This is a genomic window from Martelella sp. FLE1502, from assembly GCF_053484255.1.
The window spans coordinates 42674-59677 of sequence record NZ_JBAKFQ010000020.1; the positions used below are offsets into that span (position 1 = coordinate 42674).

Below are 17004 nucleotides of genomic sequence, written 5' to 3' on the forward strand. Positions count from 1 at the left end.
TGCTCACCTCTCATGACCCTTTCGAACAGCCAGGTCATCACCCCGGAACTGATCGCGGCCCACGGGCTGAAGCCGGATGAATACGAGCGGATATTGTCGCTGATCGGCCGCGAGCCGAGCTTCACCGAACTCGGCATCTTCTCCGCGATGTGGAACGAGCACTGCTCCTACAAATCCTCCAAGCGCTGGCTGCGCACCCTGCCGACCACCGGCCGCCGCGTCATCCAGGGCCCCGGCGAGAATGCCGGCGTCGTCGATATCGACGACGGCGACTGCGTTGTGTTCAAGATGGAGAGCCACAACCACCCCTCCTATATCGAGCCCTATCAGGGGGCCGCGACCGGCGTTGGCGGCATTCTGCGCGACATCTTCACCATGGGCGCGCGTCCCGTTGCCGCCATGAACGCGCTGCGCTTCGGCGCGCCGGACCATCCGAAGACCCGTCACCTCGTCTCCGGCGTCGTTGCCGGGGTCGGCGGCTATGGCAATTCCTTCGGCGTTCCGACGGTCGGCGGCGAGGTTGAGTTCGACGCGCGCTACAATGGCAACAATCTCGTCAACGCATTTGCCGCCGGCATCGCGAAATCCGATTCGATCTTCTATTCCGAGGCCAAGGGGGTCGGCCTGCCGGTGGTCTATCTCGGGGCCAAGACCGGGCGCGACGGCGTCGGCGGCGCAACCATGGCATCGGCCGAATTCGATGAGGATATCGAGGAAAAGCGCCCAACCGTGCAGGTCGGCGACCCCTTTACCGAAAAATGCCTGCTTGAGGCCTGCATGGAACTGATGCAGACCGGCGCGGTGATCGCGATCCAGGACATGGGCGCTGCCGGCCTCACCTGCTCGGCCGTGGAAATGGGCGCCAAGGGCAATCTCGGCATCGAGCTCGACCTCAACCGCGTGCCGGTGCGCGAGGAGAACATGACGGCCTACGAGATGATGCTCTCGGAAAGCCAGGAGCGCATGCTGATGGTGCTCGACCCCGAGAAGGAAGAGGTCGCCGAGGCGATCTTCCGCAAGTGGGGTCTCGATTTCGCGATCGTCGGCAAGACCACGGACGATTTGCGCTTCCGCGTCTTCCACAACAACGAAGAAGTCGCCGACCTGCCGATCAAGGATCTCGGCGACCAGGCCCCCGAATACGATCGCCCGTGGCGTGAGCCCGATACCCGTGGCACCCTGCCCGCCCATCTGGTCGAAGCGCCCGCCGATTACAACGAGGCGCTTCTGAAGATTATTGGCGGCCCGAACCAGTCGAGCCGGCGCTGGGTCTACGAGCAGTACGACACGCTGATCCAGGGCAATTCGCTGCAGCTTCCCGGCGGCGATGCCGGCGTGATCCGCGTCGATGGCCATCCAACCAAGGCGCTGGCCTTTTCCTGCGACGTGACCCCGCATTATGTCGAGGCCAACCCGTTCGAGGGCGGCAAGCAGGCGGTGGCCGAGTGCTGGCGCAACATCACCGCGACCGGCGCGGAGCCGCTCGCTTCGACCGACAACCTCAATTTCGGCAATCCGGAAAAGCCGGAGATCATGGGACAGCTCGTCAAGGCGATCGAGGGCATCGGCGAGGCCTGCCGCGCGCTCGATTTCCCGATCGTCTCGGGCAATGTCTCGCTCTACAACGAGACCAATGGCGAGGCGATCCTGCCGACCCCGACCATCGGCGGCGTCGGCCTTCTGTCCGACTGGCGCAAGATGGCGCGGATCGGCTCGTTTTCCGAGGGCGACCAGGTGATTCTCATCGGCAATGACGGCGAGCATCTCGGCGCGTCGGCCTATATGCGCGACGTGCTCGGCCTCGTCGATGGCCCCGCGCCCTCGGTCGATCTCAATCTTGAACGCCGAACCGGGGATTTCGTGCGCTCGGCAATCAATAACGGCCAGGTCACCGCCTGCCACGATATTTCGGCGGGCGGTCTTGCCGTCGCGCTTGCGGAAATGTGCATGGCCGCCGGCAAGGGCATGGAGATCAGCATCGCCCAGGCGCGCGGTCAGGCCCACGCCCTGCTCTTCGGCGAAGATCAGGCGCGCTATGTCATCACCGTGCCGGCGGAATACGGCAATTTCGTCTGCGCCTCGGCGGAAGGCAGCGCGATCGCCTTCCGCAGGCTCGGGACCGTCAAGGGCGATGCGCTCGTGATCGACGAACTTGTTTCACTCCCCGTCGAGGAGTTGCGCACCGCCCACGAAATGTGGTTCCCTCGCTTCATGGCCGCTCCGGGCGGCGACAACCAGTCGGCATAAGACCGGCATCCATCGAGGAGCATTCAACATGGCGATGAGCGCGGGCGAAATCGAAGACATGATCAAGGCCGCCCTTCCCGACGCCAGCGTCACGATCAGGGACCTGGCCGGCGACGGCGACCATTTCGCGGCCGAAGTCGTATCGGAAAGCTTTCGGGGCAAGACAAGGGTGCAGCAGCACCAGATGGTCTATGACGCCCTGAAGGGCAATATGGGCGGCGTTCTGCACGCGCTGGCGCTGCAGACCTCCGCGCCGCAATAGAAGCGCGGCAGCCATCCGGCTTTCGCTCAATTCCTCGCCTGGCGGGGTTGGCGAAAGTCAATCGATCGATTATATGCTGAAAGCAAATAAACGCTACGGACCTTGAACCCGTATGTGAAAGGATTGCACATGAGTGACATTCAGACTGCCATCAAGAGCGAAGTCGACAGCAATGATGTCGTGCTGTTCATGAAGGGAACGCCGCAGTTCCCGCAGTGTGGCTTCTCCGGACAGGTCGTCCAGATTCTCGACTATCTCGGCGTCGATTACAAGGGCGTCAACGTGCTGGCCGACGGCGATCTGCGCCAGGGCATCAAGGATTTCTCCAACTGGCCGACCATCCCGCAGCTTTACGTCAAGGGCGAGTTCCTTGGCGGTTGCGACATCGTCAGGGAAATGTTCCAGGCCGGCGAGCTTCAGGAACATCTTTCCTCCAAGGGCGTGGCCGTTCGCGGCGCCGCTTGAGGCGATCCCGGCACACATAGCCGTATTCGGGCGCGTTTTTTTTCGGCGCGCCCGCTCTGTGACCTCACAGAATTGACCGGGCGCCGCTATCGCGGCGCCTTCTTTTGCTTTCAGGAATAGTTGTTGTGACAGAAACATTACAGACGCGGGCGGAGATCGCCCGCAAGGCGCCCGGCAAGTGGGAACTCGTCGCCATGATGGCGGGGCTGATGGCGCTCAACGCGCTGGCCATCGACATCATGCTGCCTGGACTGAAGCAGATCGGAAGCAGCCTCGGCGTCACCTCCGACAATGAGCATCAGTTCATCATCACCGCCTATGTGCTCGGCTTCGGCATCGCCCAGCTTGCCTATGGGCCGATCGCGGATCGATTCGGCCGCAAGAAGCCGCTGCTCGTCGGCCTGGTGATCTATTTCATCGGGGCGGTGCTGTGCGCCTTCGTACCGAGCTTTACCCTGATGCTGCTGGTCCGGTTCTGTCAGGGCCTTGGGGCCGCGGCCACCCGCGTCATTTCCGTGGCGGTGGTGCGCGACCTTCATGGCGGCCGCGCCATGGCCGAGATCATGTCGCTGATCATGATGGTGTTCATGCTCATCCCGATCCTCGCGCCCTCGATCGGCCAGACGATCATGCTGTTCGGCGACTGGCATCTGGTGTTCGTGTTCCTGGCACTGGCCGCGTTCGGCAACTTTCTGTGGGTCACCTTCCGCCTGCCGGAGACGCAGCATCCGGAAGATGTCGTTGAACTGACGCCAAAGGCGGTGATCCACAGCGCGAAGACCGTGCTGACCAACCGCGTCGCGCTGTTCTACACGCTCGGCACGACCTTCATCATGGCCTGCATTTTCGGCTTCGTGAATTCGGCGCAGCAGGTCTATGTCGAGATCTACGGTCTGGGCACGCTGTTTCCGGTGGCCTTCGCCGGCATCGGCATCGTGATGGCGGCATCCTCGCTGATCAACTCCCGCATCGTGGGCAAGATCGGCATGCGCAGGCTGTCGCATGGCGCGATGATCGGCTTCACGCTGACCAATGGCGTCTGGCTGGTGATCGATCTGATGTATGCAGGTGCGATGCCGTTCTGGCTGTTCTATGCCCTGTTCATGCTGGCATGGTTCCAGTTCGGCTGGATCGGTCCCAACTTCAACGCGCTCGCCATGGAGCCGCTCGGCCACGTGGCCGGCGCCGCCTCATCGATCCTCGGTTTCGCCAGCACCGCGTTTTCCGCGCTGCTCGGCGCGGCGATAGGCTATGCCTATAACGGCACGACCACGCCGATGATCGCGGGCTTCTTCGTCTTCGCCGCAGTCGCGCTCGGCTTCACGCTGATCGCGGAAAAGGGCAAGCTGTTCCAGCCCCACAACCCGGAAATCTGACGCAGACGACACCAAACGAAAAAGGGCGCCCTCGCGGCGCCCTTTTTCGGTCGGTTCTCTCCCGAGCCCTCTACCGGGGCCTTGTGCCTTCCGCAATAAAACGACAGCGCCTAAAGCGTGAAGACCTTTTCCTTCAGTTCCATCCAGCTATCCTTGTCGGGCGCGCCGAGCAGGCCGCCGTCGAGGTGTTTCGGCAGGTAGGACGAGCCGTCATAGCGGGCGATATGGCCGCCGGCTTCCTGGCCGATCAGAACGCCGGCCAGATGGTCCCACGGCATCAGCTTGAAATAGGTGAAGAAATGCGAAGCGCCTGAGGCGAAGGCGCGGTACTCGACGGCTGAGGCGCGATAGCTCGCCGCATAGCGGACCCTGGCTGTGTTGGCGAGGAGCGTGGCGCGCTTCTCCTTCGGCATGAAGGCCACCGATGCCGTACCCAGCATCTGTTCAAGCGGAACGGGTGTGGCGACCTTCATTTTGCGCGACGAGCCGTCGGCGCGCTTCAGCCAGGCCCCGCCGCCCTTCTCCGCGATCATGAAATCGTCGCCCATCGGATCATAGATCAGGCCGGCGACGGTCTCGCCGTTGACGACGACCGCGGCCATGACGCCGAAGGCGGAGATGCCATGGGCGAAATTGAACGTGCCGTCGATCGGGTCGACCACCACCGCCACATCGGCGTCCTTCAGCTTCGACAGCAGGTCGGGATCGGCGGCAACGCCTTCCTCACCGATGAACAGGGCCTCGGGCAGGATTTCGGCGATGCCGGCCTTGATCACGCGTTCCGCCCCGGTATCGGCGATCGTCACCAGATCGCTCGCCTCGGTCTTCGCGGCGACGTCGCCATCGTCAAGTGCGCGGAAACGGGGCAGGATTTCCTGTTTGGCGGCATGGCGCATCAGCCCGGCGATGGCGTCGAGCGTTTCGGAAGTGATCGGCATATGGTAATTCCTGGCTGGAAGGATTGTTGCACCCGGTTAAACCATGACCTCCGCCCATGAGTCCATGCCACAGGCGTTGACTTTCGGGCAAAAGCCGACTATCAGCGCGCCAACACTGAATTGATCGGTGTTCTAACCGACATGTCCCGTGGTTTTCCGGGCGCTTTATTCCGCGAAAACCTGTCAGGCCCTTCGAAAGAGGGCGCCAAAGGAGGGCGTGTTTCCTTGGGCTCCCGGTGATACCGGTCCCGCTATGTTGAGATTAAGGAAATACGATGAGCAAGCGCGAATCGTCCAAGCATAAAATTGACCGCCGTATGGGCGAAAACATCTGGGGCCGTCCGAAGTCCCCGGTCAACCGTCGCGAATACGGCCCCGGCCAGCACGGCCAGCGCCGCAAGGGCAAGCTCTCCGACTTCGGCGTGCAGCTGCGCGCCAAGCAGAAGCTGAAGGGCTATTACGGCGAACTGCGCGAAAAGCAGTTCCTCGCAATCTTCGAAGAAGCCAACCGCCGCAAGGGCGATACCGGTGAAAACCTGGTGGGCCTGCTGGAAAGCCGTCTCGACGCGATCGTCTACCGCGCCAAATTCGTACCGACCGTGTTCGCAGCCCGTCAGTTCGTCAACCATGGCCATGTCACCGTCAACGGCGTCAAGGTCAATGTCGGCTCGTACCGCTGCAAGGCCGGCGACGTGATCGAAGTGCGCGAGCGCTCCAAGCAGCTCGCAAGCGTTCTTGAGGCGACCCAGCTCGCCGAGCGCGACGTGCCGGACTACATCGACGCCGACCACAACAAGATGACCGCAACCTTCGTACGGGTCCCGGCGCTCGCCGACATCCCCTACCCGGTCATCATGGAACCGAACCTCGTGGTCGAGTTCTACTCGCGTTAATTCTCGCGAGATCGCATACGAAAAGCCGCCTCTCGGGGCGGCTTTTTTGTTGTCGGGAGCAAGTGGCCTCAGGCGACCTTCAGGACCGCCTCTGGCGCGGCCAGCTCATAGCCGAGCGCGGCTGCTACGGCGGCGTTGGTGACGCGGCCGCGATGGACGTTAAGGCCGTTGCGCAGATGGCGGTCCTCGGAAATCGCGGCGAGCCCCTTGTCGGCCAGCATCAGCCCGTAATGCAGCGTTGCATTGTTCAGCGCGGCGGCAGAGGTGATCGGCACGGCGCCCGGCATGTTGGCGACGCAGTAATGCACCACGCTGTCGACCACGAAGGTCGGATCGGAATGGGTGGTGGCGTGGGAGGTTTCGAAACAGCCGCCCTGATCGATCGCGACATCGACCATGACCGCGCCGGTCTTCATGCCCGGCAGCATTTCGCGGGTGACGAGCTTGGGCGCGGCTGCACCCGGGATCAGCACAGCACCGATCACCAGATCGGCGGCGAATATCTCGTTTTCGAGCGCTTCCGTGGTCGAATAGAGCGTCTTGACCCGGCCGCGGAATAGTTCGTCGAGCGTGCGCAGGCGCGGCAGCGAGCGGTCGAGGATCGTGACCTCGGCGCCAAGCCCCGCCGCCATCAGCGCGGCATGGAGGCCCACAACGCCGCCGCCGATCACCACCACCTTGCCGGGCTGGACGCCGGGAACGCCGCCGAGAAGGACGCCGAGCCCGCCATTGGCCTTCTGCAGCGCGGTCGCGCCCGCCTGGATCGAAAGCCGGCCGGCCACCTCCGACATCGGCGCCAGAAGCGGCAGCCCGCCGCGCTCGTCGGTCACCGTCTCATAGGCGATCGCGGTGACGCCGGAGGCGAGCAGCCCCTCGGTCTGCGCCGGATCGGGCGCGAGATGCAGATAGGTATAGAGCAACTGCCCTTCCCGGAGCTGCGCCCATTCGGAGGGCTGCGGCTCCTTGACCTTGACGATCATATCCGCCCTGGCGAACACGGTGGCCGCATCCGGCACAACCGTCGCGCCCGCCGCGCGGTAGGCGTCGTCGCCGGCACCGATGCCTGCGCCCGCCCCGGTCTCGACGATGACCTGATGGCCATGCGCCACATATTCGCGCACCGATGCCGGCGTCAGGCCGACGCGGTACTCATGGTTTTTGATTTCTTTCGGACAGCCGACAAGCATTTTCGATCTCCTCGCTCCAATCGGTACAACCTAACCGGGATTGAAACGCGAAATCGCAGCAATGTCCTTGCAAAGTTATCCTTGATTTTTCACTTTTTTCGTTTAATTTTCGAAAAAGAACAATAAAAATCGAAGGGTATTCGAACGATGGATATCGACGAGATTGATCGTGCGATCTTGAAGGCGCTGCAGAAGAACGGCCGCATCACCAATGCGGACCTTGCCGAAACCGTCGGCCTGTCGCCATCCGCCTGTTCCAGACGGCTCGATATATTGGAAAAATCCGGCGTGATCGAGGGCTATACCGCAAGAATCTCGCCCGAGGCGCTCGGTTACAAAATGGTGGCGATCGTGCAGATCTCGCTCTCCGGCCAGTTCGCCCGCACGCTGGCCGAGTTCGAGGAGGCGGTGAAGCGCTGCCCGAACATCATCGTCTGCTACATGGTCTCCGGCGTTTATGACTATACGCTGCGGGTGGCGGCCAAGGACCTGAAGGATTACGAGCGCATCCACCGCGACTGGCTGTCTGCGCTGCCGCATGTGGTGCAGATCAACTCGTCCTTTGCGCTCCGACCAATCATCGAGCGGATCAATGTCGGGATCGACTAGGCTTTCGAGGGCTTTGCCAGCAGCAACCAGTTCTCGCCCTCGGCCTTCCAGTCCTCGGCGGTGACGATCGCTTCACGCGCGATTTCGCGAAAGCCGAGCTGATCGTAGAAGCGGCGCGCCGGCGCATTGCCGTCGGAAACGATCAGGGCGAGATCGCGCCCGCCTGCCATCCGCGCAGCCCGCTCCATCAGCAATTTACCGAGCCCGCGCCGGCGGTACTCCGCATAGGCCGCGAGCACGTGAATATAATAGCTGCCCACCGCCTTCGCCTTCAGCGCCTTCAGCGGCTCGAACACCGGATGGTCGGCCTCGCCGGTCGGCGTTTCGCGCTCCAGCGGATAGGCCAGCAGCAGGGCCACGATGTCGGAGCCCAGCGTCGCGACCGTGCCGTTCTTCCAGTTGACGACCTGGTCTTCGCGTCGAACCCTTTCGCGCCCGGCTTCCCACGGATCGCCCTCGCCGCCCTCCAGCCGCCCCCAGCGCCACAGCGGCAGGCCGTGATCGGCGATATTGATGAGCCGCACCATGTCCGGCGCATCCTCGGCCGTCGCTGCCCTGATCGTAAAACTCGAAACCAATCCACCCCTCCCCGTATTGACCCGAAGCCGGCCGCGCGCCTAGCCTGTCATTAAGCTTTCACAGACTTGCAATTCATTCCATGATCATTGTCAACCGCCGACGGCGCGAAGCCCGCGCCACAACACAAACGGAGCCGCCGATGTCCGCGCTTTTCGAACTGCAACCGATCTCCCGTCGCACGCTGCTGCGCGGCATGGCAACGGCCACCGCCATGGTCGCCCTGCATCCGTTTTCCGCCCGGGCCGCCGGCAATCAGGCGCATCTGCGGCTGATGGAAACCACCGACATCCATGTCAACGTGTTTCCCTATGACTATTACGCCGACAAGCCCAACGACACGATGGGCCTTGCCCGCACCGCCTCGATCATCGACGCGATCCGCGCCGAATCGACCAATTCCATGCTGATCGACAATGGCGATTTCCTGCAGGGCAATCCGATGGGTGATTACATCGCCTATGAGCGCGGCATGCAGGACGGCGACGTCCATCCGGTGATCAAGGCCATGAATGTGCTCGGCTATGATGTCGGCACGCTCGGCAACCACGAGTTCAATTACGGCCTCGATTTCATGCACAAGGTGCTCGCCGGCGCGAACTTCCCCTATGTCTGCGCCAACCTGACCACCGGCGCGTTGGCCGACGATCCGACCAAGGACGACCTGATGATCAGGCCCTACCTGATCCAGGAGCAGATGATCACCGATGGCGACGGCAACAAGAGCCCGGTGAAGATCGGCTTCATCGGCTTCGTGCCGCCGCAGATCATGGTCTGGGACGAGAAAAACCTTTCCGGCAAGGCCAATACCCGCGATATCGTGGAGGCGGCCGAAGCCTGGGTGCCGGTCATGAAGGAAGAAGGCGCCGATATCATCGTGGCGCTGTCGCATTCCGGCATCGATGGCACGGGCCCCGCGCCCCTGATGGAAAACGCCTCGCTCTATCTCGCCGGCGTCGAGGGCATAGACGCGGTGTTCACCGGCCACCAGCATCTAGTCTTCCCCGGCACGGATGATTTCGCCGGCATTGAGGGCGTCGATATCGACAAGGGCACGCTCAAGGGCAAGCCCGCGGTGATGGCCGGCTTCTGGGGCTCGCATATGGGCCTGATCGACCTGCTTCTGGAAAAGGACGGCGATAGCTGGAAAATCGTCGACTTCACCACCGAGGCCAGGCCGATCTACCACCGCACCGAGGACCGCAAGGTGGTCGCCGATGTCGAAAGCGACGCGGCGGTGATCGCCGCCGCCGAGGCCGATCACGAGGCGACGCTGGAATATGTCCGCACCCCGGTCGGCAAGACATCCGCGCCGCTGCAATCCTATTTCGCGCTGGTGGCCGATGACCCGTCCGTGCAGATCGTGTCCAAGGCGCAGACCTGGTACACGAAGGACATGCTGAAGGACACGGAATACCGGGACTTCCCCGTGCTTTCCGCAGCAGCCCCCTTCAAGGCCGGCGGTCGCGGCGGGCCGGATTATTATACCGAGGTTCCGGCCGGCGACATCGCCATCAAGAACGTCGCCGACCTCTACCTCTATCCCAACACCGCCCGCGCCGTGCTGATCAATGGCGCGCAGGTGCGCGAGTGGCTGGAAATGTCGGCGGGCATGTTCAACCAGGTGGCGCCCGGCGCGACCGACGCCCCGCTCCTGAACCCGGATTTCCCGTCCTACAATTTCGATGTCATCGATGGCGTGACCTACAAGATCGACCTGTCGAAACCGGCGCGCTACGCCAAGGACGGCAGCCTCGCCAATCCGGACAGCCACCGCATCATCGACCTTTCCTATGACGGCAAGCCGATCGACCCCGAGCAGCAATTCGTGGTGGCGACCAATAATTACCGCGCCGGCGGCGGCGGCAATTTCCCGGATATCAATTCGGACGTGATCGTGTTCGTCGGCCCAGACACCAACCGCGACGTGATCGTGCGCTACATCGTCGACCAGGGTACGATCAACCCGTCCGCCGATTTCAACTGGACCTTCGCCCCCATGCCCGGCACCACCGCCACCTTCGAAACCGGCCCCCGCGCGGCGGAATACATCGCCGACGTGAAGGGCGCGAAGATCGAAACGGTCGGAGATGGAGAGAACGGGTTCGCGCTTTATCGGGTGGTTTTGTGATTGGTTGATTTTTTTGGAGAGCGAGACGACAGGGGCCGGCCTTCGGGCTGCTGACAAACCCGCCCCACCCTCTTTCGTCACCCTCGGGCTTGTCCCGAGGGTCTAAGCACGTAACCGCGCGACAGGCGTTTCGGGTGAAAAAAGACAGAAAGAACAGTGTTTTACTGACCGCAAACTCCGCTCGCATAGAGGGGTGATTAGATCCTCGGGTCAAGCCCGAGGATGACGCAGAATGTAGGGAGACGTTTTTCAGCAGTCGAGGGTCAGACATGGAATCGGCCATTGTTTGTCCCTCTGCCCCACTTCGCGCAATCCTCGGCTTTGACCCAGTGAGTGCAAATCCAGCACAGTGGGAACACGCACTAAGGGGCTGTGAGCGAACTGACAGGTTTAGGCGATCAAATTTGGTCGAGCACCATCCGATTCGACAACATAAAATTGCACGTTGCACCAAATGGTGTGAGCGTATCGTCAATCAAATCGAATGCCTGAAAACTTAGAACAAGCTCAGTTATCGAGAGGGCTGAATCAGTCTCCCGTTCACGCGGAATTTAGAAACTCGTCGGTTTCGCGACATCCTAATCAGCGCATCGTCGTCTAGTCGTGTCTCATTGATATCGGTCGCAGCAATTCCAGAGTTGTCGATCAAGCAATTGTGAAATTTCAAAACTCCGAAACACCGCGCCTCAATGAATGTCTCTGCAAAAGTGCAAGCATCAAAAATGACGTCCCCTAAGACGGCCTCCTCAAACCGAATTCTAGAAAGGTCATAGTTGACCAAGCGCACTTGGTGCAGGTGGATACCACGCAATGCTAGGCCCTCGTTATCATGCTCCAATTCCAACCATCGCCGTCTCCAATTGGTGCGAGCGACCGCCGAGAGAGCCGCCATGACAACGAAGTCAGTGGCTGGAAGCGTCGCAGGGTCGAAAGTACGTCCTTTTTTATAAACCATTTCTGTTGGGGCCGCGCAGCGCTCTAACAAGAACTGGCGGAGCGTCCTAAGCACAGGCTCTTGATATTCTCGATAATCTTCCCGCGCGACTACTGACAACAATTCGATACCGCCCAGCTTGGAACTGTCTGCCGCAGCGCCCAGCAACTCGATACCCTTTTGATAGCGATTTGCGACAGCCGCACGCTGATTTACGCGGTAACTCCTCAAGGCAAGAAATGCTGCGATAATCGCGATTACCGTTGTCATCAAGCCAATGATGAGATCGTACACGCTCTTGGAACCCAACCAAAATTCGTAGGCGATCTTTCCGTCTGGAGTGGCAAGCGAAGTTAGAACTTCTTTAAGACTTGGGGCCGTCATGACTATAAAAAAAACCGTAGCCGCTGCGACCCAGACATAGATAGGCCAGTACTCGCGCCGCCGCTGCCTATAAGTAGTTAACCTGGTCAGCCGCTCTTCTGCTAACAGCGCTGCAAAAATTCCTCTCCGATATGAACGGCGGAACATCCTTGAGATTTTTCTGCGCAACTTTAGAAACCCTTTAGCCATACCTGCATCAGTACAACTACTTGGCCTGCCTAACAAATAGGATGTAGCATTGGCACCAACATGGGTACGCTTGCTGGGTGCCATTTTTGAAAAGAAAGGCGGCGATGCTGCGGTTGCCTTCAGCGCGAGCACCGATGATTTCAGAACGTCTGAATTGGGGGCGCAAAAAACCTCACCCCTCCCGGATCATCTCCCACACGGCCGCCACCAGCTGCTTCAGATTATACGGCTTCGGCAGGAACCCGAATTTGGCGTCTTCGGGGAGGTTTTTGGCGAAGGCGTCGTCGGCGTAGCCGGAGACGAAGATGAATTTGAGGTCGGGGTAGATGCGGCGGGCCTCGCGCAGAAGCGTCGGGCCGTCCATTTCCGGCATCACCACGTCGGACACGACGATATCGACAGCGCCTTCGAGCTTTTCCAGCACCTTCAGGGCGTGGACGCCGGTATCGGCCTCGTAGACGGTGAAGCCGCGCATTTCCAGCATGCGCTTGCCGGAGCGGCGCACCGCGTCCTCGTCTTCCACCAGCAGCACCACGGCGGACTGGCCGGTGAGGTCCATATCCTCCTCGCGCGGGGCCTCGTTGTCGCTCTCATTGCCCTCGCCGAAGGCGGCGGCGATCGGCTTGCCCTTGTGGTCCTTGGGCGCCTCCGCCATGTCCTTCTCGCCGGCGGCGCGCACGTGGCGCGGCAGCAGGATGATGAAGCGCGTGCCCTTGCCGACCTCGGAGACCGCATGCAGGAAGCCGCCCGACTGGGTGACGATGCCATAGACCATGGCAAGGCCAAGGCCGGTGCCCTTGCCGACATCCTTGGTGGTGAAGAACGGCTCGAAGATCTTGTCCAGCACTTCCGGCGGAATGCCCGTGCCGGTATCGGCGACCTCGACCATCACGAAGTCCTTCTCCGGCACCTCGCGCAGGCCGAGGCTCGCGACGTCTGCCGCCGGCACGTTGCGGGTCGTCACCGTCAGCGTGCCGCCATCGGGCATGGCATCGCGGGCGTTGACAGAGAGATTGGTGATCACCTGGCCGAACTGGCCGGGATCGGTCTTCACCGGCCACAGATTGCGGGCGAAATCGGTGGTGAGGCGCACATCCGAGCCACCGGTCAGGCGCTCGATCATCATCCGGTTGTCGCCGATGACATCGTTGAGATCGACCACTTCCGGCCGCATGGTCTGCTGGCGCGAGAAGGCCAGCAATTGCCGCACGAGCCCCGAGGCGCGGTTGGCATTGCGTTTGATCTCGACAAGATCGGCGAACTCCGGATCGGAGGCGCGCGATTGCAGCAGGAGATGATCGGCCGAAAGCAGGATCGCGGTCAGCACATTGTTGAAATCATGGGCAATGCCGCCGGCAAGCGTGCCGACCGCGTTGAGCTTCTGGGTGCGCGCCATCTGCGCCTCCAGCGATTTCTGCTCGCTGATTTCGATCACATAGAGAAGCGCCTGCGCATCCGGCGCGGAGCCGCTGGCGCCGTGGACGAAGAACCGGAAATGGCGGCTGTCGTCGCTGAAGTGACGCGCCTCGAAGGGGGCGATATCGCTCTGGCCCGCCGCTGCCGCCGCCAGCGCCTCGTCCAGCCGCGGCCGGTCATTGGCATCGATCAGCCCGCCCGCGCGCGTACCCGTGCCGATATCCTCGCGCCGCACGAGATCGGCGAACATGGTCAGAAAGCGGGTATTGGTGGTGAGCAGCCTGCCGTCGCGGTCAACGGTGGCGATCGCCATCGGCGTATCGTCGAAGAACCGGCCGGGTGCGGCATCGCCCGCGCGCTCGTCGGCCTCGCGCCTGACGATCACGGTGCGGCTGTCGCCCGCCCTGCCCTCGCGCCCGCCAACGGCCTCGTGGAGCATCACGACAGGCATGGTCTGTCCTGACGCAAGCTTCAGGTTCGCCTCGATCCTTTCGCTGACGCGTGCGCCGGGTTCGGGATCGAGTGCGGTCAGAAGCGCCATGCCCTCGCCGGTCGCCAGATCGGAGAATTTCAGCCTGCCCGGCACGAAGGCGGCAAGATCGACGCCGAGCCAGCCGGCGAGCGTGGCGTTCATATAGCTGACCTTGCCGTCGCTATCGGCCGCCACGAAGCCGACCGGGGCGTGGTCGAGATAGTCGATCGCCTTCTGCAATTCGCGGAAATAGCGTTCCTGCTCCTGACGCTCCTCGGTGATGTCGGAAATCTGCCAGATGTGGAAATTGCGCGTCGTGGCACGGCTGTCGGTGACGGGGAAGAAGCGGGCGCGCAGGCGATACCAGCGCGGGCCCTCCCCGTTCGCAAGCGGCTTGACGAGGCGGAACTCCTCCTGCCCGTCGCGCCCGGCGCGCACCGCCTGGCTGAGGCGATAAAGCACTTCCGAACTCTCCGGCTCCTCCGAAAGCAGGGTGTCAAGCGTCGCCGGCTCGGCCGCGCCCGTCAGCCGGCCATAGGCCGCATTGGCATAGACCAGCCGGTTGCGGTGATCGGTGATCACGACGGCTTCGGGATACTGGTCGAGAAACGGCCGGGCGAAGTGATTCTGGCGTCCCGTCGGGAACAACTCCGCGAGGCCAGTGAGCGCGGCCAGCACGAAAAACACGCCGAGCACGGCAAACAGGCCGAGGATCGCCAGCAGGAGATCTTCCGGCAGATAGCCGCGATACTGATAGGCAAGCACGACGATCGTCGCCAGGATGAGAAGCACCAGGGCCAGCCGGGAGATGATGCCGGCGCCGAAGCCGTGCCTGACGGTGGTCTCTTTCGCCGTGTCGTCCTTTTGCCCTGATGTCATTGAAACCTCGTCATCCGTCCGGCCCGCGCCGCGAAACATCGTTGGTGCCCGATGCAACAGGATCGGCCAGTTCTGCTAGCATATATAGCGACAAATGCTTAAATTTCGGTATTGCCGCCCGGTTTCCGCCCCGATCAGACCCGGTTGCGCCCATGCCTTGCTTCGTTCTGGTGATATTGCCAAAAAAGGCGCGATTTCAATCCGTAAGCCATGCTAGATTGGCGCGCGGATGCGCAGGCAATGCGCAAACTGGTAAAGGCAGTGAAAGGCAGACAATGGGCGACCTCGGTTTCGGCAGCATGATTTTCGATATACCGCTGATAGCGATCGGCGTGATCATCGTGGTCATTGTCGCGATCTGGGTCCTGATGCATCTGCGACCGCCATCGCCCTTCATAAGGGGCGGCAAGAACCGTAAGCCCAGGCTTTTCGTGGTCGATGCCGCAGCCGTCGACGCGCGCCGCCGGGTGGTGCTGATCCGGCGCGACAATGTGGAACATCTCGTGATGATCGGCGGTCCGAACGATATCCTGCTGGAAACCCGCATACCGGCGCCCATCGGCACGCGCCGCGCGCCTTCGGCCGAAGAGGCCGCCGCCAAGCCCGCGGCCGCGCCCACCGAGCCAAGGTGATTCGGCAACCAGCGCAAACAGCCATGAGAATCAAAAGGCCGCGTCCTCTGGCGCGGCCTTTTGATGTGTCATGCTATTCGTCGCGGTAGACTTTTTCGCGTCGCTCGTGGCGCTCCTGCGCCTCGATCGACAGGGTTGCGATTGGTCGCGCATCGAGCCGCTTGAGACCGATCGGCTCACCCGTCTCCTCGCAATAACCATAGGTTCCGTCGTCGATACGGCGCAGCGCGGCGTCGATCTTCGAGATCAGCTTGCGCTGACGATCGCGTGCCCGCAATTCGATGGAACGGTCGGTTTCGGAAGAGGCCCGGTCTGCGAGATCGGGATGGTTGGCGCTTTCGGCGGCCAGATGTTCGAGCGTTTCGCGTGCTTCCCGCAGAATATCGTTTTTCCAGGCGATCAGTTTTGCGCGAAAATAGGCCCGCTGGTTGGGATTCATGAACTCTTCGTTATCGGAGAGAACATAGCTACTAAGATCAATGTTCTTGTTCAAAGCCATTCTCCTGAACAACACCCCACGGGCGGTGTATATCCCAAACAAATACGAAAATTCAAGCCTCTGCTTCATATTTGGGCATGTAAAAAACTGTTGAAAAAATAGGCCCTGCCTGAAGAACGGCCTTACTGTCACAATGCCGTTCAAAATCACGCTTGCGTTGCAGGTCCGATGAATATCGCTCTCAAGGGCTGCATTTGAATGGATTTTCGAGGCTCGGGAAGCATCGAACAAAGCCGGCAAAAAAGCGTGAGGCCTTGTGAAAAAATCATGGTAAAGACATGGTCGATTTTTGAATGTCAGCGCAGCCACCGCGCGTTCGATACCGCTTCACGCCGCTTCGAGATTGAGAATGTCGACCATCAACCCGCACCCCGACCGGATCTATCTTCTGCGCCATGCTCAGGCGGTCTGGCCCGAGCCGACCATGCGCGATTACGACCGGCCACTGTCGAAGCGCGGCGTCGATGACGCGGCCGAACTTGCCGAGCGGATGAAGCAGAGCGGCTACGTGCCGGGCCTGATCCTGTCGTCTTCCGCGATGCGCTGCCGGCAGACGGCGGACGCCGCCTATCGCACGCTCGGCCGCGCGCCGGAATGCCGGTTCCTCGACGATTTCTATCAGGCCGCGCCCGTGACCTATCTCGAGGCGCTGGCCGAGAATGCCGACGCCAAGTCCGTGCTGATCTGCGGCCACAATCCCGGCATAGAGGAAACGCTGCTGATGCTGGTGGGCCCCGAAGCCTTCAACAGAGCCTGCCCCTACGGCTTTCCCACCGCAGGCATGGCGGTGCTCGACCACGCGGGCGATGGCGCGGGCGCCGAAACCCCGCAATGGAACATCACCGCCTTCCTGGCGCCGAATTGAGCTATTGGACGCGCGCGCTCCCGTTCACAACGGCGCTTTGATCCGCGCGC

At 61.7% G+C, this 17004-nt stretch carries 15 protein-coding genes; 9 read left to right on the forward strand and 6 right to left on the reverse strand.

The genetic code is table 11. From position 1 onward, the window contains the following. Positions 1–12 precede the first annotated feature (12 nt). From purL to V6767_RS16295, 4 genes are all read left to right on the forward strand, one after another. Positions 13–2247: a phosphoribosylformylglycinamidine synthase subunit PurL gene (gene purL, locus V6767_RS16280; RefSeq protein WP_448474435.1), complete on the forward strand. Its 2235-nt coding sequence runs from the start codon at positions 13–15 to the stop codon at positions 2245–2247. A 28-nt stretch (positions 2248–2275) separates the two neighbouring features. Next, on the forward strand, positions 2276–2509 hold the full coding sequence (locus V6767_RS16285) for a BolA/IbaG family iron-sulfur metabolism protein (protein ID WP_018064326.1): 234 nt from the start codon (positions 2276–2278) through the stop codon (positions 2507–2509). A gap of 129 nt (positions 2510–2638) precedes the next feature. Then, positions 2639–2974: a Grx4 family monothiol glutaredoxin gene (grxD, locus tag V6767_RS16290; protein ID WP_292052795.1), complete on the forward strand. Its 336-nt coding sequence runs from the start codon at positions 2639–2641 to the stop codon at positions 2972–2974. Between the two features lie 194 nt (positions 2975–3168). Then, positions 3169–4350 carry a multidrug effflux MFS transporter gene (locus tag V6767_RS16295; protein ID WP_448474461.1) on the forward strand — a complete coding sequence of 394 codons (1182 nt, stop codon included), beginning with the start codon at positions 3169–3171 and terminating at the stop codon, positions 4348–4350. A gap of 110 nt (positions 4351–4460) precedes the next feature. On the opposite strand, the gene V6767_RS16300 is transcribed toward V6767_RS16295, so the two are convergent. Then, a complete protein-coding gene (locus V6767_RS16300) occupies positions 4461–5288 on the reverse strand; it encodes an inositol monophosphatase family protein (protein ID WP_448474436.1) in 828 nt (275 codons plus the stop codon). Between the two features lie 275 nt (positions 5289–5563). On the opposite strand from V6767_RS16300, the gene rpsD reads away from it, so the two are divergent. After that, positions 5564–6181: a 30S ribosomal protein S4 gene (gene rpsD, locus V6767_RS16305; protein ID WP_448474437.1), complete on the forward strand. Its 618-nt coding sequence runs from the start codon at positions 5564–5566 to the stop codon at positions 6179–6181. Positions 6182–6249: 68 nt separating this feature from the next. On the opposite strand, the gene ald is transcribed toward rpsD, so the two are convergent. Beyond that, positions 6250–7368 (reverse strand): alanine dehydrogenase, encoded by a 1119-nt coding sequence (ald, locus tag V6767_RS16310; RefSeq protein WP_448474438.1) that lies wholly within the window; start codon positions 7366–7368, stop codon positions 6250–6252. Positions 7369–7515: 147 nt separating this feature from the next. On the opposite strand from ald, the gene V6767_RS16315 reads away from it, so the two are divergent. Beyond that, a complete protein-coding gene (locus tag V6767_RS16315) occupies positions 7516–7977 on the forward strand; it encodes an Lrp/AsnC family transcriptional regulator (RefSeq protein ID WP_448429418.1) in 462 nt (153 codons plus the stop codon). Here V6767_RS16315 and V6767_RS16320 read toward each other — a convergent pair. Then, the gene (locus tag V6767_RS16320) at positions 7974–8555 is read right to left on the reverse strand and encodes an N-acetyltransferase family protein (RefSeq protein WP_448474439.1); all 582 of its coding nucleotides are present in this window, start codon (positions 8553–8555) and stop codon (positions 7974–7976) included. The two genes, V6767_RS16315 and V6767_RS16320, sit on opposite strands and share 4 nt — an antisense overlap. A gap of 140 nt (positions 8556–8695) precedes the next feature. Here V6767_RS16320 and V6767_RS16325 point away from each other — a divergent pair, with 140 nt between their 5' ends. Next, the gene (locus V6767_RS16325; RefSeq protein WP_448474440.1) at positions 8696–10684 is read left to right on the forward strand and encodes a bifunctional 2',3'-cyclic-nucleotide 2'-phosphodiesterase/3'-nucleotidase; all 1989 of its coding nucleotides are present in this window, start codon (positions 8696–8698) and stop codon (positions 10682–10684) included. 511 nt (positions 10685–11195) lie between these two features. Here the strand turns inward: V6767_RS16325 and V6767_RS16330 are convergent. Both V6767_RS16330 and cckA read right to left on the reverse strand, forming a co-directional pair. Then, the gene (locus V6767_RS16330; RefSeq protein WP_448474441.1) at positions 11196–12323 is read right to left on the reverse strand and encodes a hypothetical protein; all 1128 of its coding nucleotides are present in this window, start codon (positions 12321–12323) and stop codon (positions 11196–11198) included. Positions 12324–12363: 40 nt separating this feature from the next. Further along, positions 12364–14958 (reverse strand): cell cycle histidine kinase CckA, encoded by a 2595-nt coding sequence (gene cckA / locus V6767_RS16335; protein WP_448474442.1) that lies wholly within the window; start codon positions 14956–14958, stop codon positions 12364–12366. A 275-nt stretch (positions 14959–15233) separates the two neighbouring features. Between cckA and V6767_RS16340 the strand changes: the two genes are divergently transcribed. Continuing rightward, a complete protein-coding gene (locus V6767_RS16340; protein WP_448467041.1) occupies positions 15234–15590 on the forward strand; it encodes a flagellar biosynthetic protein FliO in 357 nt (118 codons plus the stop codon). A gap of 73 nt (positions 15591–15663) precedes the next feature. Here the strand turns inward: V6767_RS16340 and dksA are convergent, their stop codons facing one another. Beyond that, entirely contained in the window at positions 15664–16083 is a 420-nt protein-coding gene (gene dksA, locus V6767_RS16345; RefSeq protein WP_448429861.1) for an RNA polymerase-binding protein DksA, read from the reverse strand. Between the two features lie 355 nt (positions 16084–16438). Between dksA and V6767_RS16350 the strand changes: the two genes are divergently transcribed. Then, on the forward strand, positions 16439–16954 hold the full coding sequence (locus V6767_RS16350) for a SixA phosphatase family protein (protein ID WP_448474443.1): 516 nt from the start codon (positions 16439–16441) through the stop codon (positions 16952–16954). The last annotated feature ends 50 nt before the right edge of the window (positions 16955–17004 follow it).

Excerpts from the sequence above, each read along its gene's own strand:
- rpsD (WP_448474437.1), top strand. The coding sequence starts at position 5,564 with ATGAGCAAGCGCGAATCGTCCAAGCATAAAATTGACCGCCGTATGGGC.
- V6767_RS16285 (WP_018064326.1), top strand. The coding sequence starts at position 2,276 with ATGGCGATGAGCGCGGGCGAAATCGAAGACATGATCAAGGCCGCCCTT.
- ald (WP_448474438.1), bottom strand. The coding sequence starts at position 7,368 with ATGCTTGTCGGCTGTCCGAAAGAAATCAAAAACCATGAGTACCGCGTC.
- V6767_RS16325 (WP_448474440.1), top strand. The coding sequence starts at position 8,696 with ATGTCCGCGCTTTTCGAACTGCAACCGATCTCCCGTCGCACGCTGCTG.
- grxD (WP_292052795.1), top strand. The coding sequence starts at position 2,639 with ATGAGTGACATTCAGACTGCCATCAAGAGCGAAGTCGACAGCAATGAT.
- V6767_RS16300 (WP_448474436.1), bottom strand. The coding sequence starts at position 5,288 with ATGCCGATCACTTCCGAAACGCTCGACGCCATCGCCGGGCTGATGCGC.
- V6767_RS16350 (WP_448474443.1), top strand. The coding sequence starts at position 16,439 with ATGTCGACCATCAACCCGCACCCCGACCGGATCTATCTTCTGCGCCAT.
- cckA (WP_448474442.1), bottom strand. The coding sequence starts at position 14,958 with ATGACATCAGGGCAAAAGGACGACACGGCGAAAGAGACCACCGTCAGG.
- V6767_RS16340 (WP_448467041.1), top strand. The coding sequence starts at position 15,234 with ATGGGCGACCTCGGTTTCGGCAGCATGATTTTCGATATACCGCTGATA.
- purL (WP_448474435.1), top strand. The coding sequence starts at position 13 with ATGACCCTTTCGAACAGCCAGGTCATCACCCCGGAACTGATCGCGGCC.
- V6767_RS16295 (WP_448474461.1), top strand. The coding sequence starts at position 3,169 with ATGATGGCGGGGCTGATGGCGCTCAACGCGCTGGCCATCGACATCATG.
- V6767_RS16315 (WP_448429418.1), top strand. The coding sequence starts at position 7,516 with ATGGATATCGACGAGATTGATCGTGCGATCTTGAAGGCGCTGCAGAAG.